General features: G+C 41.3%; 14 protein-coding genes. 7 read left to right on the forward strand and 7 right to left on the reverse strand.

Annotated elements, in window-relative coordinates; all coding sequences use genetic code 11:
* Nucleotides 1-71 precede the first annotated feature (71 nt).
* Genes HMPREF1534_RS17705 through uvrA form a run of 3 tightly spaced genes read right to left on the reverse strand, consistent with a single transcriptional unit; the run spans nucleotide 72 to nucleotide 6,238 of the window.
* Entirely contained in the window at nucleotides 72-2,381 is a 2,310-nt protein-coding gene (locus tag HMPREF1534_RS17705) for a family 20 glycosylhydrolase (RefSeq protein WP_005935936.1), read from the reverse strand.
* A 27-nt stretch (nucleotides 2,382-2,408) separates the two neighbouring features.
* Entirely contained in the window at nucleotides 2,409-3,410 is a 1,002-nt protein-coding gene (locus HMPREF1534_RS17700) for an endonuclease/exonuclease/phosphatase family protein (RefSeq protein ID WP_018452603.1), read from the reverse strand.
* A 41-nt stretch (nucleotides 3,411-3,451) separates the two neighbouring features.
* The gene (uvrA, locus tag HMPREF1534_RS17695) at nucleotides 3,452-6,238 is read right to left on the reverse strand and encodes an excinuclease ABC subunit UvrA (protein ID WP_005935941.1); all 2,787 of its coding nucleotides are present in this window, start codon (nucleotides 6,236-6,238) and stop codon (nucleotides 3,452-3,454) included.
* A 459-nt stretch (nucleotides 6,239-6,697) separates the two neighbouring features.
* Between uvrA and HMPREF1534_RS17690 the strand changes: the two genes are divergently transcribed.
* The 4 genes from HMPREF1534_RS17690 (at nucleotide 6,698) to HMPREF1534_RS17675 (ending at nucleotide 11,911) form a co-directional block, all read left to right on the forward strand.
* Nucleotides 6,698-8,197, forward strand: coding sequence for a glycoside hydrolase family 10 protein (locus tag HMPREF1534_RS17690; protein ID WP_005935943.1), 1,500 nt, complete (start codon nucleotides 6,698-6,700; stop codon nucleotides 8,195-8,197).
* 642 nt (nucleotides 8,198-8,839) lie between these two features.
* Nucleotides 8,840-9,724: a cytochrome c biogenesis protein ResB gene (locus HMPREF1534_RS17685; RefSeq protein WP_005935945.1), complete on the forward strand. Its 885-nt coding sequence runs from the start codon at nucleotides 8,840-8,842 to the stop codon at nucleotides 9,722-9,724.
* A complete protein-coding gene (locus tag HMPREF1534_RS17680) occupies nucleotides 9,721-10,506 on the forward strand; it encodes a cytochrome c biogenesis protein (protein WP_005935947.1) in 786 nt (261 codons plus the stop codon). The genes HMPREF1534_RS17685 and HMPREF1534_RS17680 overlap by 4 nt, the downstream gene beginning before the upstream one ends.
* 19 nt (nucleotides 10,507-10,525) lie before the next feature.
* Entirely contained in the window at nucleotides 10,526-11,911 is a 1,386-nt protein-coding gene (locus HMPREF1534_RS17675; RefSeq protein ID WP_005935949.1) for a cytochrome c peroxidase, read from the forward strand.
* Nucleotides 11,912-12,119: 208 nt separating this feature from the next.
* Here HMPREF1534_RS17675 and HMPREF1534_RS17670 read toward each other — a convergent pair whose 3' ends face one another.
* The 4 genes from HMPREF1534_RS17670 to purL all read right to left on the reverse strand — a co-directional run bounded on the left by HMPREF1534_RS17670 (nucleotide 12,120) and on the right by purL (nucleotide 21,062).
* Nucleotides 12,120-12,692 carry a chromate transporter gene (locus HMPREF1534_RS17670; RefSeq protein ID WP_005935951.1) on the reverse strand — a complete coding sequence of 191 codons (573 nt, stop codon included), beginning with the start codon at nucleotides 12,690-12,692 and terminating at the stop codon, nucleotides 12,120-12,122.
* Nucleotides 12,689-13,237 carry a chromate transporter gene (locus HMPREF1534_RS17665; protein WP_005935953.1) on the reverse strand — a complete coding sequence of 183 codons (549 nt, stop codon included), beginning with the start codon at nucleotides 13,235-13,237 and terminating at the stop codon, nucleotides 12,689-12,691. The genes HMPREF1534_RS17670 and HMPREF1534_RS17665 overlap by 4 nt, the downstream gene beginning before the upstream one ends.
* 3 nt (nucleotides 13,238-13,240) lie before the next feature.
* The gene (locus HMPREF1534_RS17660; RefSeq protein ID WP_005935955.1) at nucleotides 13,241-17,281 is read right to left on the reverse strand and encodes a hybrid sensor histidine kinase/response regulator transcription factor; all 4,041 of its coding nucleotides are present in this window, start codon (nucleotides 17,279-17,281) and stop codon (nucleotides 13,241-13,243) included.
* 79 nt (nucleotides 17,282-17,360) lie between these two features.
* Nucleotides 17,361-21,062 (reverse strand): phosphoribosylformylglycinamidine synthase, encoded by a 3,702-nt coding sequence (gene purL / locus HMPREF1534_RS17655; RefSeq protein WP_005935957.1) that lies wholly within the window; start codon nucleotides 21,060-21,062, stop codon nucleotides 17,361-17,363.
* 151 nt (nucleotides 21,063-21,213) lie between these two features.
* Here purL and HMPREF1534_RS17650 point away from each other — a divergent pair, with 151 nt between their 5' ends.
* The 3 genes from HMPREF1534_RS17650 (at nucleotide 21,214) to rfbD (ending at nucleotide 23,545) form a co-directional block, all read left to right on the forward strand.
* A complete protein-coding gene (locus tag HMPREF1534_RS17650) occupies nucleotides 21,214-21,873 on the forward strand; it encodes a LysE family translocator (RefSeq protein ID WP_005935959.1) in 660 nt (219 codons plus the stop codon).
* Nucleotides 21,874-21,944: 71 nt separating this feature from the next.
* Nucleotides 21,945-22,487, forward strand: coding sequence for a DUF4924 family protein (locus tag HMPREF1534_RS17645; RefSeq protein WP_005935961.1), 543 nt, complete (start codon nucleotides 21,945-21,947; stop codon nucleotides 22,485-22,487).
* A gap of 155 nt (nucleotides 22,488-22,642) precedes the next feature.
* Nucleotides 22,643-23,545, forward strand: coding sequence for a dTDP-4-dehydrorhamnose reductase (gene rfbD, locus HMPREF1534_RS17640; protein ID WP_258462276.1), 903 nt, complete (start codon nucleotides 22,643-22,645; stop codon nucleotides 23,543-23,545).

Consider the following 23,545-nt stretch of genomic DNA (forward strand, 5'->3'; position numbering starts at 1 on the left):
TAGGAATGGGGTTTAAACCTTCCCTACCGTAAATGATAAATTCTCAGAGCTTGTTTCTCTTTTTTCTTTATTTAGTGGGCATATAAATGAGTGAACGGAATCTCTTTACCATCATTTCCACTAACTTTCATTTTCAGTTGACCGCCGTTTTGATCAAAGTAACGAATTTCAATCGGGTGATATCCTTTAGCTAAAGCTTTTTGGCCTACTACTTCACGAGGACCATGAGGACCGTCATTATCAATTACTTGTTCGCCATCAATCACTAACGTACTGCCATCATCCGACAAGAGTGCAAAAGTATAAATATCATCCTGAGGAGCATTAATGTAACCTTTGATAATCAAACCGATATTACCTTTTACTTTCTTGGGAATCATTACATCTTCGATAGAATAATTTCCATTTACCGGTGCCTTTTCAATTTCGGTACATTTATTTCCTTTGAACTCATGCCAAGTAGCTTTCAATCCGGGATTGGATGGCGCAGCTGTAACGGCCGGAGTATACTCGCTCTTGATAAAACGAGTGGTGGTGATATCTCCCGGTTTACCGTTCGGGCGGAATGTGCGGAATGTGAAATCAGTTGTTTCAGTTACTTTTACCGGACCGTCATACTTAGGCGACTGCAAAGTGGGAACAGAACCGTCTGTGGTATAGTGTATTTCAGCACTTGGGTCGAGACAGGTGATGTTGACAATACCTTCACCGATAAAGGCATTTGTCTTGTTAAAACCCTCCAAATCAGGAATACGGTAATTGATATTCATAATGTTGAGGCGTTCAAATTGGTTGGCAAGACGCCGGGCAAATGCATTCCAGTCTTTCTGTGAAGGATTGCTCCAACCCAATTCGGCGATAGCCAACAGACGAGGAATTGCCATATATTGCATACGTTCACGTGAAGGAATCCATTCGCACCAAACATTACCTTGCACACCTAATACTAACGGTTGCATTTCAGCGTTTTGAATTTCGCTCATCGGATCATAATTATAAATATTGGCTACTGAATTCTTATCTTCCTGATAGTCTAGATAGAACTGTCCGTTAGGAGTGAAAATGATAGGATTTCCTTGTCCTGTTGTTTTAGAAGGAGCATTCTTAGCCCAACTGCGCCACCACATGACAGTTGCTGTTTTTGAAAGTCCGCCTTCGATAATTTCATCCCAACCGATCATTTCTTTTCCTTTATCGTTAAAGAATTTTTCCATATCATGAATGAACCATGATTGTAGTTCTTCTTCAGTCTTCAGCTTATTGTCACGCATACGTTTTTGACAGTCGGGACATTTCTTCCAGTTGGTTTTTTCTACTTCATCACCACCGATATGTACATATTTGTAAGGGAAGAGTTCGATGAGTTCGCTATATACATTCTTGCAAAATTCTATTGCCGAGTCTTTTCCGGGACAAACGGGAGAGGAGAAGGTGGTTCCCCAACCGGTTTCATCGAAACAAGATACCCCTTCATAATTGCTTATGGCAGCCAGCATATGTCCCGGCATATCTATTTCGGGAACAATGTCAATACCACGTACTTTAGCGTATGCAATCACCTCTTTGATATCTTCCTGGGTATAATAACCGCCATACAGTGTATCACCTTCTACAATGCGAATCTTGCTTTCGGGAATAGCCATGTCAGAATTATCGTTCACCTTTGATTGGCGGATGCATTCTTTGTCATGAGAATTGAATTTGCGCCAAGCACCTTTTTCGGTCAGCAAAGGATATTTCTTTATTTCGATACGCCAACCCTGGTCGTCGGTGAGATGCCAGTGGAATTTATTCATCTTATAAAGTGCCATTACATCCAACAGTTCTTTTACTTCATCTTTGGAATAGAAATGGCGTGAAACATCCAGCATGATGCCTCGCCAAGTAAAGCGGGGGGCATCATTGATTTCCACACTCGGAATAGCCCAATCTACACCGTCCACTATTTGTTTGGATTCAATTTGAGGAGGGAATAATTGGCGTAAAGATTCAATTCCGGCAATAACTCCACCATAAGAGTTTCCTTTTATATTGATTTTCTTAGTGTCGGTTTTTAATTGGTATGCACCCTCTTTGCCTTCAACTTCCCCCAATGAGAGGGTGATGGTTCCTTCTCCGTCTTGTACTTTTATGTTATATCCGGTGGAAGGAGAAAGTATTCCTGCCAGATATTCGGCAGCCGGAGCCAGCCGGGAATCAGTGATGCCGATGGTGCAACTTTTAGGAAGAACGAATGCGCTGCTGTCTTGTTGAACATTGTTCGGCAGCGGGACGATAGAAACGTCTCTGACAGAGGGAGGAGTGGAAGTACAAGCACCCAACAGCAATGAGCTCGTCACGGTGCAAGCAGCAATCCATTTTTTATAAGTCTGCTTAATCATAAGATAAATTTTTAGGTAGTTAATATATTAGTATTGGAATGTCACTAGAACACCTTTATGGTCTGTCGGCCATACATTCTGCGGTTCGATGAATTTATCTTTTGAAGTTTCCTGTACACGCTGAGAACGTACAATAGAACCTTTAGGACCAAAGATTGCTGCATCTTTCACGGTCAGCCCTTTTTCGGGATAGAACCAAATATAGTCGATACGGTCGCGTTCATCGGCTTTGGGTGCCCAAGTGATTTTTTCGGCAGGTTTGGCCGGATTGTCAGAAGGATAAGTAAAGCCGGGATAGTCAAGCACATTGGGATAGAAAGAACGGTAAGCATCAACGAAACCGGCTTCATCCAGCAAGACGGGCACTGTCCAAGGAATTACTAATCCGTGGTGGTCGTAAAGGTTCTTGGTTTCTTCTGTCCAATCCTGGTGCGAGGGTTCATTGAAATCACCACCCAAAATAATGGTATATCCGGCTTCCCGGTCTTTCTTTGCCTGCTCGATAAACATCTTGATGGCATCATCACGTTGTGACGCGACATTTCTTTCCAGAACTTCTTCAACTGTAGTGGGAATAGGAATTTCTTCCCAAGTAGAACCGTCATATCCACGTACATTATAATATGCATCATCCAGATAATCCAGATGAGAGGTATAAACGGCCATTTTCTTTCCATTCATGTCGGTTGTCAAACGGTAAATACTTCCGTGGTCACCGTTTTCGGGGAAGACAGTCAGTGAGTCGGTAATCGGATAGCGGCTAAGTAAACCGGTATCGTATGTATAGAAGGAATAATAAGTTTCTCCTTTTTCTTTCAGCGACCGGGTGAGGCGTGCTGTAAAATTGGTGTTATTATAATTACGCACTTCACTGAGGGTTACAAAATCGGGGCGAAGACGAATAATTTCATCGACAATAGCCTCATAACCGCCGGGAACCATGGTTCCTTCTTGCCAGATATTCCATTGCAAAACGGTAAATTCCTTTTTTTCCTGTGTGCATCCTGTGAGAACAAGCCATAGGAACATGGATAAATAAAGTAGTTTTTTCATTGTTTATTTATTTAAGATTATAAATATTTCTCTTTTAAGAACTGTCCGGTATAAGAGGCTGCACATTGGGCTATTTCTTCCGGTGTGCCGGCAACGACCAGATTACCACCCATTTTTCCACCTTCCGGTCCAAGGTCGATGACATAATCGGCGCATTTTATTACGTCCAGATTATGTTCGATGATAACGATGGTATGCCCTCTGCTGATAAGCGCGTCAAAAGCTTCCAACAACTTCTTGATATCATGGAAATGCAAACCGGTAGTGGGTTCGTCAAAGACAAAAATAGTAGGCTGTGTCTTTTCCACACTTAGGAAATAGGCCAGTTTCACACGTTGGTTCTCACCACCGGACAGTGTAGACGAAGATTGTCCCAATTTAATATATCCCAATCCCACGTCTTGCAGCGGAGTGAGTTTCTTCACAATCTTTTTTTGTCCGTGTTCGGTAAAGAATTCTATAGCTTGATTCACGGTCATTTCCAGTATATCATATATATTCTTATCTTGGAATTTCACTTCCAAAGTATCGCTTTTAAAGCGTTTGCCGTGACAAGATTCACATTCCAGCACCAAGTCGGCCATAAACTGCATCTCCACCGTAACCGTTCCGTCGCCTTTGCATTCTTCACAACGTCCTCCTTCGGTGTTGAAAGAAAAGTATCCGGCTGTGTAACCCATTTGTTTGGCCAATGGTTGCTCTGCGTAAAGTTTACGGATTTCGTCGTATGCTTTTACATAAGTCACCGGGTTGCTGCGTGATGACTTCCCGATTGGATTTTGATCGACAAACTCAATGTCCTTAACCATCTGTATGTCACCGCTGATAGAAACGAATTCTCCCGGTCGCTCACTGCTTTCACTGTATTCCCGTTTCAGCGCTTTATAGAAAACATCACGCACCAATGTGCTCTTTCCCGAACCGCTGACACCTGTAACTACTGTCATTATATTTAGAGGGAAACGTACATCCACTCCTTTCAGATTGTTTTCTCTGGCTCCTTTTATTTCGATATAATTATTCCAGGGGCGGTGTGATTGGGGTATTTCGATGGTTTCTTCTCCAAGTAAATAACGAACCGTATAGCTGTTACTGTTTTTTTTCAAGTCTTTCATGTCTCCCTGATAGACGATTTCCCCTCCCAAGCGTCCGGCTTTGGGACCGATATCTATAATGTAGTCGGCGGCACGGATGATTTCCTCATCATGCTCTACCACTACGACGGTATTTCCCAGTTCTTGTAATTGGCGTAATACTTTAATAAGGCGTTCGGTATCGCGGCTATGAAGTCCGATACTTGGTTCATCCAATATATAAAGCGATCCTACAAGGCTGCTTCCCAGGGAAGTTGCCAAGTTGATACGTTGGCTTTCACCACCCGACAATGTATTGCTAAGGCGGTTTAATGTGAGGTAGCCTAAACCGACATCCATCAGGAAGTTGATTCGGTTATTAATCTCTGTCAGTATACGTTTGGCTATAGCAGTATCGTGTGTATCCAATTCTAATGTGCGGAAGAATTCCTTTAGGTCATGAATGGGTAAATCTACCAATTCGGATATAGAGCGTCCGCCTACTTTTACATATCCGGCTTCTTTTTTCAGTCTGGTTCCGTGGCACATGGGGCAAAGAGTCTTTCCGCGGTAACGTGCCAACATCACACGATACTGAATTTTATATTGATTCTCTTCCAGCATTTTAAAGAATGAGTCTATGCAGGCTTTCTCTTTTGGACCATGCCACAAGTAGTCTTTCTGCTCTTGCGTCAGTTCATAATAAGGAGTAAAGATGGGGAAATTGTGTTTCGGGGCTTCACGGATGAATTCTTTCAGCCATTCGCCCATCTTTTCGCCACGCCAACAAATCACAGCTCCGTCATATACACTCAGAGCGCGATTGGGGATGACAAGATGTTCGTCTATTCCGATTACCTTGCCGAAGCCTTCGCAATTGGGGCAGGCACCAATGGGGGAGTTGAAAGAAAACATTTGGTCGTTGGGTTCCTCAAAGGTAATACCGTCTGCTTCAAACTTCGTGCTGAAGGAAAAAAGTTGTGTGCTGCCGTCCGATGAATAAAAGCGGAGCATGCAGGCTCCGTCACCTTCATACATGGCTGTTTCGGCCGAGTCGGTCAGTCGGCTGATGCTGTCTTTGCTGTCATCGGCCGTCATACGGTCTATCAGTAAGTAGATATTTTGTTTTTTTCCTTCGGCCGGCACTTGTTGCAGGAAGTCCTCGATACGCATAACCTCGCGGTTCACTTCCACGCGCGTAAATCCCTGTTTTAAGTCAATGTCCAGTTGTTCGGCAATGCTGCGTCCTTCGCGTGGCAGTAGTGGAGCGAGCACGGTATATTTAGTCCCTTTGGGAAAAGAAAGCATACAATTCACGATGTCTTCCGCACTGTGTTTCTTCACCACTTGTCCGCTGATGGGGGAGTATGTTTTCCCCACACGTGCGTACAGCAATCGCAGATATTCATATATTTCGGTCGAGGTTCCTACGGTGGAACGCGGGTTGCGACTGTTTACTTTCTGTTCGATGGCAATGGCAGGAGGAATTCCTTTGATAAAATCACATTCCGGTTTGCTCATTCTGCCCAAAAACTGGCGGGCGTAAGATGATAAGCTTTCCACATAGCGACGCTGGCCTTCGGCGTATAACGTGTCAAAAGCCAATGATGATTTTCCGGAACCGGATAAGCCTGTAATGACTACCAGTTTATTGCGGGGAATATCCACATCAATGTTTTTGAGGTTGTTGACCTTGGCTCCTTTGATAGATATATAATTACTTTCTGACATTCTTTTTGCATTTAGTTGGATATGCAAAGATAGTCAATCCTGCTCGGATACGTTTCATTCCGTAGGGTGAAAAAATGTTGTTCTATAGAAATTTTTCAGTAGTTTTCTTCTGACGGGTGTTTTGGGGTAATTAGGTCACTTCTCCAAAAGATTATGATGAAACCTGTGGCAACAGTGCTGAACTGGCTGATGTAGTCTCTTATTTGCCGGTTCTTGACTCTTGTTTAAACTTTAGTTCAAGCTGTTTTTATCATGTTGTGGATGCTGTAGGTCTGGTGTTTATTTAGGAATACGTAAGATGTTGTAAATTTACAGAATTAAAATTATCCTTCAAGAGTTCGTATTGATTTATTTGAAGATAGAGGCATGAAATCTTTATTTTGCCTGTCGTTATCTCGCTGTTTCATATTTTATCTTTATCTTTGTCTGCGAAAACTATTAAAATAGCGAAGACTTAAAATGAGAGCAAAAACGATTTTTCTTTTATTGATAACGCTCCTTCTGACATCGGCGGTCAATGCCAGGTCACGTTATCCTAAGCGTGAATTTCGGGGTGCATGGATTCAATGTGTAAATGGGCAGTTTCAAGGAATGCCTGCAGAGAAGATGCAGCAGTTATTAATCAGACAACTGAACAGCTTACAAGAAGCTGGTATTAATGCTATTATTTTTCAGGTGCGTGCTGAAGCAGATGCCTTGTATAAATCATCTTACGAGCCGTGGAGCCGCTTCCTTACCGGGGTGCAGGGCAGGGTACCGTCACCTTATTGGGACCCTATGCAGTTTATGATAGATGAATGTCATAAGCGTGGAATGGAGTTTCATGCCTGGATAAATCCTTATCGTGCCAAAACAAAGGGAACGGTAGCCTTGTCACCCATTCATCCTTACAACAGGAACCCTGAACGTTTTGTGACTTATGCCGGACAATTGTATTTTGATCCGGCATTACCTGAGAATCGTAAATATATTTGTAAGATTGTACGCGATATTGTTACCCGTTATGATGTGGATGCCATTCACATGGATGATTATTTTTATCCTTATCCTAATCCGGGAGAGGATTTCCCCGACAATATCAGTTTTGCACAGTATGGTCGCGGATACAGTAATAAAGCCGATTGGCGACGTGACAACGTGAATGTGTTGATAAAGGAAATCCATGAGACGGTGCGCGAGTGCAAGCCGTGGGTGAAGTTTGGAATTTCTCCTTTTGGAATTTATCGTAATGTGAAGAGTGACCCCAATGGCAGCAACACACGCGGTTTGCAAAATTATGATGATTTGTATGCTGATGTGTTGATGTGGGTGAACAATGGTTGGGTGGACTATAATATCCCTCAAGTTTATTGGGAAATCGGTCATCCGGCTGCCGATTATGATACATTGATCCGTTGGTGGGCGAAGAATGCTTCCGCCCGTCCTTTGTATATTGGTCAGGATGTGATGCGTACGGTGAATAAGCCCGACCTCCATAATCCGCTTATCAATCAGATGCCGGCTAAGATGAAACTCCAACGTGCTTTGCCTACTGTGCAGGGAAGTTGTCAGTGGTATGCTTCGGCTGTGGTGGATAATGCAGGAAACTATCGCACCATGCTTGTAAAAGATTACCACCGTTATCCGGCTTTGCCGCCTACATCGCCATTTATGGATGATAAGGCTCCTGATAAAGTAAAGAAAGTGAAAGATGTTTGGACACAGGATGGATTGTTGCTTTTCTGGCAGGCACCAAAGGCGAAAACGGAAATGGATAAGGCTGTGCAATATGTGGTTTATCGTTTTGATAAAAAAGAAAAAGTGAATCTGGAGGACCCTTCTCATATTGTTGCTATCACGCGTGATACTTATTATAAATTGCCTTATGAAAACGGCAAGACAAAATACAACTATGTTGTGACGGCTCTCGATCGTTTACATAACGAATCTAAAGGGGCAAAGAAGAAAGTAAAACTGTAGACAAACAGCATAATAGTACTGAGATATTAGTAAGTAAGAACCACGTTTCACACGTGTTATGGGGTTAATTTGTTGTTTTACAGGTGTTTAAGGTGAAAGGTTTAACTCAAGCCGCCGAGAGCAACGGATTATCTTCATGACAGGTATGATGCGTGGTTTTGTATTTTGGGGGAATAGTTTGAACACTTAACATATCATATCACCAACAAAGGGAAGAATAAGCCGTTTCTTAGGGTTGGCTAAGGTCTTTTAAACGGAAGATTATTACAGTCTCCGACAGTGGACCGTACAGTCCGTTGCGGTGGACTGTATAGTCCGTTACCGTAGACTGTATAGTCCATTGCCGTAGACTGTAGTAATCCGACTGACCGACAGGCATAATAGAAAGAATGAAAACGCTTAGCCCGGCTAATGAAACGACTTAGGGAGTTTAAAACGTATGCAGAGGTTGAAAACCGGAGGAGACAACACACGGTGACAGAATCAAGTTCTTTTTTTGAAGCACCTCTTCGGCTTTTTGAAGTAAATCCCTCCTTTTGTCCGATTATTATCTTGTAACTGTTACAAATTCATAAGAAATTTATATGTTAATTCATTTTTATTTCGTTACTTTGTAGCCGGATAACAAAAAGGAACACGAATATGCGATATGTGTACGTAACGGGCTATCTATCACTGGCTGCTATCATACAACTGTTAATGGGAAATTTTCCATTGTCGTTTGTGGCATTTCCGCTGAATATTGTTTTTGCGGTTATTTGGCTGTTCTTATTGTGGAAATTATATAAGGAAAGTAGAAAATCGGCTTTTACACGCTTCCTTTACTCCCCTCAAACAAGTATTTTATCTATTTTCCTGCTCATAGCAGGTAGTCTGATTATTGGATTATTTCCTCAGTTGTCTGATGTGGAAGCTGCTATGCGCACCGGTGTTTGGGCTTTGTTGGGCTGTTATAATTTTATGACTTCTTGGATATTCATTGCCATTCTCTTTTTGCTGTTAAGCAATTTGGCAATGATTACTTTTCATGCTTATTACCATCGAAAGACTGCCCGTTGGCGTTTCCTGCTGAACCATGCAGGATTATGGCTGGCACTTTTCGCCGGATTCTTTGGAAGCAGTGATACCCGGACATTGCGTATTCCTCTTTATAAAGGAGAACCGGCACGTGAGGCTTTTGACATGAATGGTGTTTCCTATCATTTGGATTATGAGATGGAACTGCGTTCCTTTTCCGTGGAATACTATCCTAATGGAAGCCCTTCCCGTTTTGCTGCCGAGGTGCGCTTGGGTGATGATGAGGCACTGTTGGAAGTGAATCATCCATACAGTTATCGGTTGGGAGAAGATGTGTATCTCACAAGCTATGACATGGCAAGTGGCAATGAAAGTAAATATTGTGTTTTACAAGTTGTGATACAACCGTGGAAATATATAATGGTGGCCGGCATATTGATGATGTTGGCGGGAGCTGTTCTCTTATTTATTAATGGTCCGAAAAAGTGTGTTAATCTGAAAAAGGTATGATAAATTGGGATAACTTCTATGTATTTGCGACACTGTCTGTTGGTTTATGGCTGGCAGGGGCAGTGTTTGCACTTCGTTCTTCAACGAGGAGCAGAATGGCTGTTGGTTTCACCATTGCCGGAATTATGGTATTGGGCATTTTTATTGCCGGATTATGGGAATACCTGCAACGCCCACCTTTGCGGACAATGGGAGAAACGCGTTTATGGTATTCATTCTTCATGGGAATAGCCGGACTTCTGACATATATACGATGGAAGTATCGTTGGATATTGTCGTTTTCTACTTTATTGTCTACTGTATTTGTCGTGATTAATTTGTTAAAGCCGGAGATACATGATCAGTCGCTGATGCCGGCTTTGCAAAGTGTATGGTTCATTCCTCATGTTACTGTATATATGTTTTCTTATTCGGTGTTGGGGTGCGCATTCATTATTGCCGTCACCGGACTGTTCTGCCACAAGGAGGAGTATTTGCAGACAGCCGATAATTTGGTCTATGCAGGAGTCGCTTTCCTGTCAATCGGTATGTTGCTCGGTTCTCTTTGGGCGAAAGAGGCATGGGGAAATTATTGGAGTTGGGACCCGAAGGAAACATGGGCAGTCATCACTTGGATGGGGTATTTGATATATATCCACCTTCGTCTGTTCGGACGTGTGGGCAGCAAATCACTGTATGTGTTGCTCATTTTTTCCTTTTTGGCGTTGCAAATGTGTTGGTATGGAGTGAATTATCTTCCGGCGGCACAGCAAAGTATACATTTATATAATCGTAATAACTAATCAAAAAAACAAGCGTAACATGAAGAAAAGTACAAAATTAATGGTGGCACTGTTGGTTATAGTGGCGGCATTAGCTGTTACTTACCGGCTGATGAACCGTGTGCCTTCTGCCGATTTGGAGGCAAATGCGCAGATGCAGCAAATCATTACGGATGCCGGATGTTTGAGATGTCACACCTCAAACCCCGATTTGCCGTTCTATGCCAATATGCCCGTGGCAGGAAAGATTGTGATGGAGGACGTGAGCAAGGCTTATCGTGCTTTTGACATGACTCGGATGGCGGCAGACTTGAAAGCCGGTAATCCGGTCGATCAGGTGGCTTTGGCAAAAGTAGAAAAAGTGATTCTGGATGGCAAGATGCCTCAGCCCAAATACTATTTGGTGCATTGGGGAGCTTCTATCAGCGATACGAAAAAGGAATTGGTTCTTAATTGGGTGAAGAATCATCGTATGAGGCTGATGGGCGATGCGAATGTGGCTCCTGAATTCATCAATGAACCTATTCGCCCGATTGCCGATTCTATTTCGGTAGATGTGCGCAAGGTGCTATTGGGTGATATGCTTTATCACGACACTCGTCTGTCGGCTGATAATACGGTATCTTGTGCCTCTTGTCACGGTTTGGATATGGGCGGCGTGGACAATAAGCAGTATTCGGAAGGAGTGGGCGGTCAGCTTGGCGGAGTAAATGCTCCGACTGTTTATAATGCAGCTTATAATTTTGTTCAGTTTTGGGACGGTCGTGCCGGCACATTGGCAGAACAGGCTGCAGGTCCTCCCTTGAATCCGGTTGAAATGGCTTGTGAATCCTTTGACCAGATAACAGCAAAACTAGCCGAAGACAAGGACTTTGTAAAAGCTTTTACAGAGGTATATTCAGACGGACTGAATGAAAAGAATATTACCGATGCGATTCAGGAATTTGAAAAGACATTGCTGACTCCCAATTCACGTTTCGACCTTTATCTGAAAGGTGACAAGAATGCTATCACTGCCGATGAACTTGCCGGATATGAGCTTTTCAAGAAATATGATTGTGCAACTTGCCATGTAGGTGAAATCCTTGGAGGACAGTCATATGAGTTAATTGGCGTACAACATGATTATTTTGCAGACCGTGCGGCTGAAATGACAGAAGAAGACAACGGTCGGTTTAAGCAAACAAAGATAGAGCGTGACCGTCATCGTTTTAAAGTGCCGGGATTGAGAAATGTGGAATTGACTTATCCTTATTTCCACGATGGAAGCATGAAGACAATGGATGACGCCGTGCGTGCGATGGCTAAATATCAGTTGGGCATTGAACTTCCGCAGCAGGAAGTGGATAAGATTGTATCTTTTCTCCGTACTTTGACCGGACAGTATAAAGGACAGACTCTGACAAATAAAAATATGAGTATCTAGGAGCTTGGAGAGTGCTCTGAAAACCGAGAAGATGCTTGATATAGCACATGAATGTGTCATAACTAAAGTAGCACATTAAATCATCAACTGTAGGGGCAGGGTTTGCCTGCCCGAATGCACAAATAAACTGCTTTCGGGCGAGCGAACCTCGCCCTACCGGTTAAATGACAGCATTATCGACGTTTTGACACGTTCCTTTCTTTATAGACTAATAAAGCAAGAATCCTGCCAATCCGCAGAGGATAATCATTAATATAGGGTTTATCTTATATTTGCGTGTTCCGAAGAAAGCTGCAAGGAAGATGATGATACTGATAATGAATTGATACCAATCTACTTTATAGCTGCCGAAGTTTTCTTTATTCATTAAAACGAGGGCTGCCGCAGCCAGCAAGCCTACCACTGCGGGGCGCAATCCACTGAATACGGCTTCAACAGCCGGGTGTTTTTGATATTTCAGAAAGAATTTGCTGATGGCAATCATTAAGATGAAGGAAGGAAAGACAACAGCAAATGTTGCCACAATGGAGCCGATGACGGCGAAAGCTTCGCTGTATCCCGCGTTCAGTACGGCAGTATATCCTACATAAGTGGCGGAATTAATGCCAATAGGACCCGGAGTCATCTGGCTGATAGCTACGATATCAGTAAATTCACCGGCATTAATCCAATGATAACGCGTCACTACTTCTCCCTGAATCAAGGAAAGCATGGCATAACCGCCTCCAAAACCGAAGAGACCTATCTTAAAGAATGTATAGAATAAATAAAGGAATATCATTTTGATGCATGTTTATGTTTGTACTTACCATAGAAAAAGCCTCCTACTCCGGCAATGATGATAATATACACAGGGGATATACCCAATAACCAGATAAGAAGTGCCGATACTATAGGTATCCATATTGTATAGCGGTTTATCTTTGCTGATGTTGCCATTGAGAAAGTAGGAGCGGCAATCAATGCGACCACTGCCGGGCGGATTCCTTTGAATATATTTTCTACTACTTCATAATTCTTGAATTGTTGGAAAAACAAGGCTATGGCTAAAATAATGAAGAAGGAGGGAAGTATGGTTCCGAGCGCCATGGCTAGAGCTCCTTTGAATTTGCGTAACTTATATCCTATAAAGATAGCTATGTTTACGGCAAATATGCCTGGAACAGACTGAGTAAGTGCCAATAAGTCGATAAAGTCTTCTTTATCAATCCATTTTCTTTTCTCCACTATTTCATCTTGTATGAGTGGAACCATTGCATAACCTCCTCCGATGGTAAACAGGCCAATCTTTAAAAAGATGGCGAATGATTTTAAATAGAAATTCATGTCTTAATTTTGTTTCATATAAACGCTTGGCGGTACATCAAAGTATTTCTTAAAGCTATCTGTAAAATATTTCGGGTCGCCAAAGCCCAGCATATCTGAAACTTCGGATACCGTGTATTTCTTGCTTTTCAATAGTATGGCAGCTTCATTCATACGCACTTTACGGATAAACTCGCTGGGTGAATAATTTGTTAATGCTTTTATTTTATTATAAAAACTACTTCTACTCATATTGAAAGCAGCACATAAAGTGTCTACATTTAGTTCTTTGCTCAGATTTTTTTTAATGGTTTCGGTTACTTTTATAATAAATTCCTGATCTAAGTCCAATGGTGGGTGAGGCACATTTTCCTCTTCCGTGGTGAACTGGAATTGACTGTAACGTTTGCGTATAAGCTCCCTGATAGCAAGTACGTTGGTTATGTTGGCTTTTAAGACACCGACATCAAACGGTTTAATGATGTATCTGTCTGCTTTGCTCTGTAATCCTTTGATAATACTTTCTTTATCATTCAATGCAGTTAGCAGAATGACAGGAATATGACTTGTTTCTACATCATTTTTCACAATACGGCACATTTGTTCTCCATTCAGTTCCGGCATCATAATGTCTGAAAGAATGAGGTCGGGCTGTTTGGTTTTGATAGAATTAATCACTTCTTGTCCGTTGCTGACTCCTGTTACTTGATATTCATCGGATAATATCTGTAATAAGAAAGTACGTAACTCCACATTGTCTTCGGCTACCAGAATATAAGGAGCTTCTTTATCTGCCTGTTTAAGTTGCGGAATAGGGGGAATGGTGACCTCCTCTTTGTTTTCTTCTCTCACGATAGGAAGCGGATCGATGACATCAGCTTTGGGGAAGAGTTTGTTATTATATTTTCTGCTTTTTATAGGGAATGATAGTTTAAAGGTAGTACCCATATTCTCTATGCTGCTCATACTAATTTTGCCACAGTGGTTCTTGATGAGCTTGTAAGTAAGCATCATGCCGATACCGCTGCCGGTAATTTGTAAATTAGTGGCATTTTTCCCTCTGAACAGTTCTTTGAACATTTTTTTCTGGTCATTGGATGAAATTCCGATTCCGGTATCTGTGATGAACAGAAACCAATGGCTTTTACTTTTGGAAGTCTGAATTTTGATACTTCCTCCTTGTTGAGTGTATTTCAGTGCATTAGTCATCAGGTTTCTGATGATGGAATCCATCTTGTTTCTATCCAACCATACTTCTTGAGAAGTAAAATTGGATTCAAAATGAATTTCAATTTGTTTTTTCTCTGCGTATAGCTTGAATTGCTCAATGTAAGACTTAATATATGAATTTAATTCGTATCTGGATACATAAACGTTGGGCGTATAAAGTTCCTCTTTTTCGAAATTAATTAGATTACTTGCCAAATCAGATAAATTGTCTGTATTCTGAATAGCAAGGTTGATATTAATTTTCCCTTGTTCTGTCAGTTGTTCATTCTTCAGAATTTCTCCCAACGGAGCCTTTATCAAGGTCAGCGGCGTACGTATGTCATGGGCGGTGTTGATAAAGAATTGGATTTTCTCTTTAGAATTGTTCCTGTCTTTCCTTAACCATAAGAAACGTAAAATACTTACTGTAATTAATATTATGATAATAAGATAAATGATTCCGGCCCAAAAAGTTGCCCAAAAAGGGGGAGTTATGGTTATTTTTATAGCTCTTTCTTCCAATACATGCTCGTCATCCATCAGAATGGCTCTCACCCTCAGTTTATAATGCCCGGGATTGATGTTGGTATAACGTATCAGATTATCTGCTGTGGGACTTGTCCATTCATCGTAAAATCCTTCTAATTTCCAAGTGTATAGAATATTAGACGGATTGTCGTAATTAATGGAAGATACATTTAACGAGAATATATTTTGATTATAATCCAAAGTGATGTGTTCTGTATCGTCTATATCTTGGGTTAAAGGGGAATTCTTTTCACCGGGGAAAACCTTTTGATATAAGATGCTGAAATCACTGAATATCATTTTAGACTTGAAACGATTGGGCAGACTTACGGTGTCTGCTATTTCAATGGCTCCGTTTCCTGTTCCGAATATAAAATATCCTGATCGGGTGTGTATGCCCGATGAGGGATTGAAGTTCACAGCCATCAATCCTTGTTCTTTTGTCCAATTGGAGAATATTCTTTCTTTTACTTTGAAACGAGTTAATTCATTTTCGGTACTGATAACCAGATCCGTTTCCGAAGCCGGCAAAATGCAATAGATATTATTGGAAATCAACGCTGAGTTTTTTATATGATAACGTACGACTTTGTCAGTGTTATTATTATATACCCACATGCCCGAACCATGAGTACCGATATAGGTAATATGGGCAACAGTATCTTGATAAATCGTATTGATACATCCAATTTCAGAATCCAGATTGACCGGTTTCAGTGTTTGGTTTCGTTTATTGAATTGGTATAGCCCATTGATGGTGCCTATCCACAGGTTGTATTGGTCCTTGTTCTTAATACAGGTAACCGGAAAATCCATACCGTAGCACTGAATTTCTTTTGTTTGTATATTATAACTTTTCAGGTTATAATAGCCACCTGCCCAAATGATTCCATCATTGTCCTTGTAGATGCAACGTATGTATTTATCAGGGCGGATATTGGTCCATCCTAGAGTGGATTGATGAGAAAAATATTTAGGCACCATGTCTTTCTTGTTGATTTGATACATTCCCGACATATATCCTCCTACCAATATGGTGCCGGGGGCTGTTTCGCACATGGAAATAAAGACATGGTTCTGATTTTGTGTGTCGTTCTGATAAGTGGAAAGAAGGCACTTCCACTGTTTATTCTGAGAATTGTAAAAACAGATGCCATTACTTGTAGCATACCAAATATCACCTTCCGAATCCTCTAAAATAGAGTTCACTTGATTGTCTATTAGTGAATTTGGATTGTCATAAGAATGTTGTATCCATTTATAGCCCGGATATTTATTCGAGAATAAGGTAATTCCGACAGGATAAATGGCCATCCATAATTTGTCATCTTTATCAATGAATATGTCATTCACAATATTCCCATTCATTTTGTTTGAATGATTGTGATCGGCAATCAGAAAAGGGGATAATTCGCGAGTGAATAAATTGAGTTTGTAAACACCTGCTCCATTAGTGGCTATCAGGACTTCGTCTATTTTCTTGGGGTTGGCTATGATTGTATTGACTGTAATGTCCAACAACTTTGTGGGAACATCCATTAGTTGTTGAGTATTGATGTTATATAGATATATACCGTCTCTCAGTGTTCCTATAATAAGAGTCTGAGTGCTTTTGTGAAAATACAGATAAGTAACAATTTGGAATTGGTCCAATTGGGGATGTTTTTGTATCTGTAGTTGATGCTTATCAATTAGTTCAACGCAAAATATATTATGATTTGTTCCTAAAAAGTATTGGTTATTTCCGGCTTCTGTAATGCAGGTAATCTCTTCCTGAATAGAACTGGTCAGGCGAATCAGTTTTTCCTGGTCGATATCAAAAATGTATTGTTTGTCTTTGGTACAAAGCCAAATATTGTTTTTGTTGTCCAAATAAGTGCTGATGAGTGGAAGCCCACTGTTGCTTTTGTCTTTGCTGGCAAAATTATAGGCCAGCTCGTATTTGTCTTGTAGTGAATTGTACTTAAAAATATATCCGTTTTTTCCTATTTCCCAAATTACGCCGGCTGTATCTATTTCCAAAGTATTCAGGTTGGGAAAAGATTTCATATTAGGTTGACCGTCTGCTGATAAGCTGTAATGAACATATTGCTTGCCATTGTACCTGTCGATTCCTTCATGGGTGAGGAACCACATATATCCTTTATTGTCTTTTTGTATGGACAGGACTCTACGACTGCTCAAGCCATCGTTAGTATCTAGATACTGGTAAAGTTGGGCAGAGACAGAAGTTATAAAAATAATCGTAAAGTATATAAGTAAAAGAGTCCTTTTCATAATGGTATTTAGACGCGAAAACCTTACAAAGCTCGCAAATTTTCTTGTCATTTCAAAATCTATTATATGTAAAAAAAGCGGCAATCAGTATGATATACCGCTTTTTTAGTAAATATAACAAATCGTTTTATCATTTGTTCATTTCAACCCATTTTCTTGCGTTGACAAATGCTTCAATCCATGGTGTTACTTGGTCTTTGTTTATTCTGTCAGAAGGATAGTAAGCATTTTGCCACGGGAAACAAGAGCGTTCTAAGTGAGGCATCATTGCCAAGTGGCGTCCGTCTGAACTTGCTAATCCGGCTACGCTGTAGTCTGAACCGTTCGGATTACCGGGATATTCATCGTATGAGTATTTCAATACTACATTATACTTATCTTCTTCGTATGGTAATGAGAATTTGCCTTCTCCGTGTGCCACCCAAATACCTAATTTGCTGCCGCTTAATGAGCCGAGCATAACACTTCTGTTCATCGGAACTGTTACACCGACAAACTTAGATTCAAACTTGTGTGAGTCGTTATGCAGCATTTTGGCTTTCTTGTTATGCTCAGGATTAATCAGTCCCAATTCAATCATCAATTGGCAACCGTTACATACTCCCAGTGACAGGGTGTCTTTGCGTGCATAGAAATTATCCAGTGCTGCTTTGGCTTTCGGATTGAATAAGAATGCACCTGCCCATCCTTTGGCAGAACCCAGAACATCGGAATTGGAGAATCCTCCACAGAATACAATCATATTAATGTCTTCTAATGTTTCGCGTCCGCTTATCAGGTCGGTCATAGTGACATCTTTCACATCGAAGCCTGCCAGGTAAAGCATATATGCCATTTCGCGTTCACCATTGGTGCCTTTTTCACGAATGATGGCAGCCTTAATGCCGGTCGGTGTACGACGTTCGGGAGTGATTCCATATTGTGAGAACTTCCCGGTGAATGATTTATCGAATACAAACTCCAGTGGTTGCTCTTTGTAATTTTCAAAACGTTTCTTGGCGCAACCGTTCATGCTTTGTTTGCGGTCAAGCAAATAAGAAGTAGAATACCAAACATCACGCAGATAGTCAATACCGAATTGGTAAGTGGCATCTTCTTTGGTTACTAGAATATGGCGTTCGTCTGTGGGGGTACCCAATTTCACGTAGCCGATTCCGGCATCTTCCAATATCTTCTTGACTTCGGCTTTGTCTTTATCTTTCACCTGAATGACGATACCCGGATTTTCGGCAAACAGAATTTTGATGATATCGTTTTCCTTTATTTTATTAAGGTTGATTTCCATACCACCTTCCATGTTTGAGAAGCACATTTCGAGCAGTGTAGTAATGAGACCACCGGCTGAGATATCATGACCTGCCATAATCAGGCCCTTGTTGATAAGTTCTTGTATGGCAAGGAAAGCATCGCGGAAATATTCGGGATTTTGAACTGTCGGGACATCATCTCCTATTTTATTTAATGACTGTGCGAAAGTAGAACCACCTAAACGCAACTTGTCAAAACTGAAGTCGATATGATAAATGGTACTCTTGGCATCATTTACCAATACAGGAGAAACGACTTTCTTTACATCGGATACTTCTCCGCCGGCTGAAACGATAACTGTTCCCGGGCTGATGATCTTTTCTCCGTTTGGATATTTTTGAGTCATAGACAGGGAATCCTTACCGGTCGGCACATTGATTTGCAGTGCGCAGCAGAAGTCAGACAGCGCCTTGACAGCCGTATAAAGACGGGCATCTTCACCTTCCTGTGCACGGCATGGCCACATCCAGTTGGCAGACAGGGAGATGCTGTCCATTCCTTCTGCCATTGGAGCCCAAACAAGATTGGTCAACGCTTCGGCTACCGACAATACAGAACCTGCAGCCGGATTAGCCAAGGCAGCTTGCGGAGCATGTCCCAAAGAAGTGGCAATACCTTTTTCGCCTCGATAGTCAAGGGCAACGACACCACAGTCGCTCAACGGTAGCTGGATTTCGCCCTGACATTGCTGGCGGGCAATCTTACCTGTTACGGAACGGTCTACTTTGTTGGTTAACCAATCCTTGCAGGCAACAGCTTCCAGTTGAAGTACGCGGCGGATATATTCGTTTAATTTTGAAGTTTCGTAAGTTACGTTTTCATAATGGCGTTCTACAGTCTTGTCCACCATATAAGTTTTCGGAGAAGAACCGAACATTTGATCTACTGCCAAATCAAATGGGCGGACACCATCAGCTTGTTCAAAAGCAAAACGGGCATCACCGGTAGTTTCACCTACAGTATACATTGGGGCACGTTCGCGGTCGGCTATCTTTTGTACGTGTTCAATAGCCGATTCATCAATCAGCAACCCCATACGTTCTTGAGACTCATTGGCAATAATCTCTTTGGCAGACAGTGTTTTGTCACCGATAGGCAGTTTGTCCATGTGGATTAATCCGCCGTTTTCTTCTACTAGCTCAGACAAACAGTTTACGTGACCTGCCGAACCGTGGTCGTGGATAGAAACAATCGGATTGTTTTCTTCTTCACACAAGGCACGAACTACATTATAAGCACGTTTCTGCATTTCTGCATTGGCACGTTGAACTGCATTGAGTTCGATTCCCGATGAGTATCGACCTGTTTCAACAGAGGAAACAGAACCGCCACCCAAACCGATTCGATAGTTGTCACCACCCATAACAACAATTTTGTTTCCTGTTTCGGGGTGACCTTTCAGGCAGTCGCGTTGAGTACCGTAACCCACGCCACCGGCCAGCATGATAACTTTGTCGTATGCATACTTTTCACCGTTCTCCTGATGCTCGAAGGTCAATACAGAACCACAAATCAGCGGCTGACCGAATTTGTTACCAAAATCGGAAGCACCGTTGGAAGCTTTAATTAAAATTTGTTCGGGAGTCTGGTATAACCATTGGCGTACCGGCAAGATATCTTCCCATTCACGTCCTTCTTCAGTGCGCGGATAAGAAGTCATATAGACAGCTGTACCTGCAATGGGCCATGAACCTTTACCGCCACCCATGCGGTCGCGGATTTCACCTCCGGTACCGGTTGATGCACCGTTGAACGGCTCTACGGTAGTGGGGAAGTTATGTGTTTCAGCTTTTAGCGAGATGACTGTTTTGATATCTTTGATAATGAAATAGTCGGAAGTGGAGTGGTCGGCCGGAGAGAATTGTTCCACAACCGGGCCTTCTGCAAAAGCCACATTATCTTTATAAGCAGAAATAATTTTATTGGGATTTTCGGCAGTCGTTTTTTTAATCATCTGAAATAAAGATGATTCCATCTCTTCACCATCAATGATGAATGTTCCGCCGAAGATTTTATGGCGGCAGTGTTCCGAATTAATCTGTGCAAAGCCGAATACTTCAGAGTCAGTTAATTTACGTCCCAGGTCTTTTTCGACTTTCAGCAGGTAGTCCATTTCTTCACGAGAAAGTGCAAGACCTTCTTTTTCATTATATTCTTCCAGATTCTCAATGTAAACAATCGGTTGAGGTTTAATGTTAACAGTGAAAATCTCCTGGTTCAATCCTTTATACATGCGTTGTAGCATGGGGTCGTATTCGGCATTTTCATCTTTCACAGGGAAATATTCTTCAATGCGTTGTATACCTGTCAACCCCATGTTCTGAGTAATTTCTACAGCATTTGTACTCCAAGGGGTTATCATTTCCCGACGCGGTCCGATGAAGCAGCCTTTCAGGTTTTCTTCGTTTTCTACAGTGGCTTCTCCATAAAGCCAACTCAGTTTTTGAATATCTTCAGAAGCCAGTTCATGATTGACTTCTGTTGCTATTACACTTTTAGTGGGTGTTCTGAAAAATAGAATCATAGCACTTTTATAGTTGTTTTGTTAATTGAAAACTAGGTTGTAATATCAAGAGTCTATTAATAAGGTGCAAAGTTACATAAAAGAGCCGGGCTATGAAAGAAATTTGTGTGTAAATATAGGTACTTTCGCAAAAAAATACCATCTTTGCAGCATGAATTGGATAGAACAAGTAACCATACTCGATTTGCTGGTGAAAGGACTTATAGTTGGCGTAGTGGTTTCTGCGCCCTTAGGTCCTGTTGGGGTACTTTGTATTCAGCGCACACTGAACAAAGGACGATGGTATGGATTTGTTACCGGGTTGGGAGCGGCTTTGAGCGATATAGGCTATGCTCTGATAACAGGATATGGAATGAGTTTCATGGATGAATTTCTGGCAAAGAACCAGGTGCTTTTACAGATTGTTGGTAGCGTCATGTTATTAATGTTCGGTATTTACACTTTCCGTAGCAATCCTGTCCATTCTATCCGACCTGTATCTTCTACACCAGGCAGTTATCTACATAATTTTGTCACAGCTTTCTTTGTGACATTCTCTAATCCTTTGATTATTTTCCTATTTATCGGTTTGTTCGCCCGTTTTTCTTTTGTGATGCCGGGTAGTCCGTTGGGGCTTCAGTTGGTCGGTTATCTGGCCATTGTACTGGGAGCACTTTTATGGTGGTTCGGTATTACGTATTTTGTCAATAAAGTACGTACTCGTTTCAATTTACGTGGCATTTGGATTTTGAACCGTGTTATCGGTGTTATAGTGATGTTGATGTCTGTAGTCGGCTTCATTTATACTATATTAGGAAAAACGATGTACTGACAGGAAAACATATCTTGTGTGAAGCACGTTGAACCTTATAATTTTCAATTTGTAACTTAAAAAATAAAGAAATGTTTATTTCCAAACAGTTAAAAGAGAATAATATAGCCGAATACCTTATATATATGTGGCAAGTGGAAGATATGATACGTGCCAACGGCTGTGATATGGAGAAGATAAAGAAAAACATTGTTGACTCTTACCCTCTGACGGAAGAACAGAAAGTAGAATTGACACAATGGTATATAGACCTGATTGAAATGATGCGTCGTGAAAATGTAATGGAGAAAGGTCATCTGCAGATTAACAAGAATATTATCACTTGGTTGACCGACTTGCATCTGCAGTTGCTTCGTTCTTCCAAGTTTCCTTATTATAGTGCAGCGTATTATAAAGCTTTGCCTTATATAGTAGAACTTCGTGCCAAAGGTGCTAATAAAGAAGAACCTGAACTGGAAACCTGCTTTGAGGCACTTTATGGGATATTGTTATTGAAGTTGCAAAAGAAAGAAATCAGCGAAGAAACAAAGAAGGCACAGCAGGCTATTTCCGGTTTGCTTGCTATGTTGTCCAATTATTATATAGAGGACAAAAAAGGAGAATTGGAATTCTAGCGAGTCATTTCTTCTTGAGGATAAGGTTGCTCCTAAAGGTATATTGCACTGTTTTTTTTGCTCTGTTATTCCGAGTGCAATGAAGGAACTATAGACATAAAGTGGATATTTCAGATTTTTCACGGTATTCATAGATGACAAAATACTAGGGCTTTTTGGGAACAGCCTTTTGTAATGAAGAGAAAATAAATAAAATGAAAATGAAAAATATATTGGTGACCGGTGCTAATGGCCAATTAGGAAACGAAATGCGTGTGCTTTCGCTTGAGAATAAGGAATATAACTATTTTTTTACGGATGTAGCCGAGTTGGATATCTGTGATGAAAAAGCTGTAATGGCTTTCGTCAAGGAAAATGAAATCGATGTCATTGTGAATTGTGCTGCTTATACAGCTGTGGATAAAGCGGAAGACAATCAGGAATTATGTGCCAAACTAAATAGTGAGGCAGTCGGTTATCTGGCAAAGGCTGCAGAGGAGAATCAGGCGGAATTTATTCAGATTTCTACAGATTACGTATTTGACGGAACCAATTATGTACCATATAGAGAAACCGAACCGACTTGTCCTAATTCTGTATATGGTGTTACTAAATTGGCCGGTGAAAAAAAGGCTTTGGAATATTGCAGTAAGGCAATGATTATCCGTACGGCATGGCTGTATTCTGTATTTGGCAATAATTTTGTGAAAACCATGATTCGTTTAGGGAAGGAAAGGGAATCATTGGGAGTTATTTTCGACCAGATAGGTACGCCGACTTATGCCCGCGATTTGGCGTCTGCTGTTTTTGCAGCTATCCGTAAAGGTATTATTCCCGGTATCTATCATTTCAGTAATGAAGGAGTCTGCTCCTGGTATGATTTTACCAAGTCCATTCACCGTATAGCCGGTATTGGCAATTGCAAGGTAAGTCCTTTGCATACAGATGAATATCCTGCAAAAGCTCCTCGGCCTCACTATTCTGTATTGGATAAGACAAAGATAAAACATACGTATGGCATCGAGATTCCTCATTGGGAAGAGAGTCTGGAACAGTGTATCAAGGAATTAAATGTATAA

This window comes from Phocaeicola massiliensis B84634 = Timone 84634 = DSM 17679 = JCM 13223, from assembly GCF_000382445.1.
Classification (GTDB): Bacteria; Bacteroidota; Bacteroidia; order Bacteroidales; family Bacteroidaceae; genus Phocaeicola; species Phocaeicola massiliensis.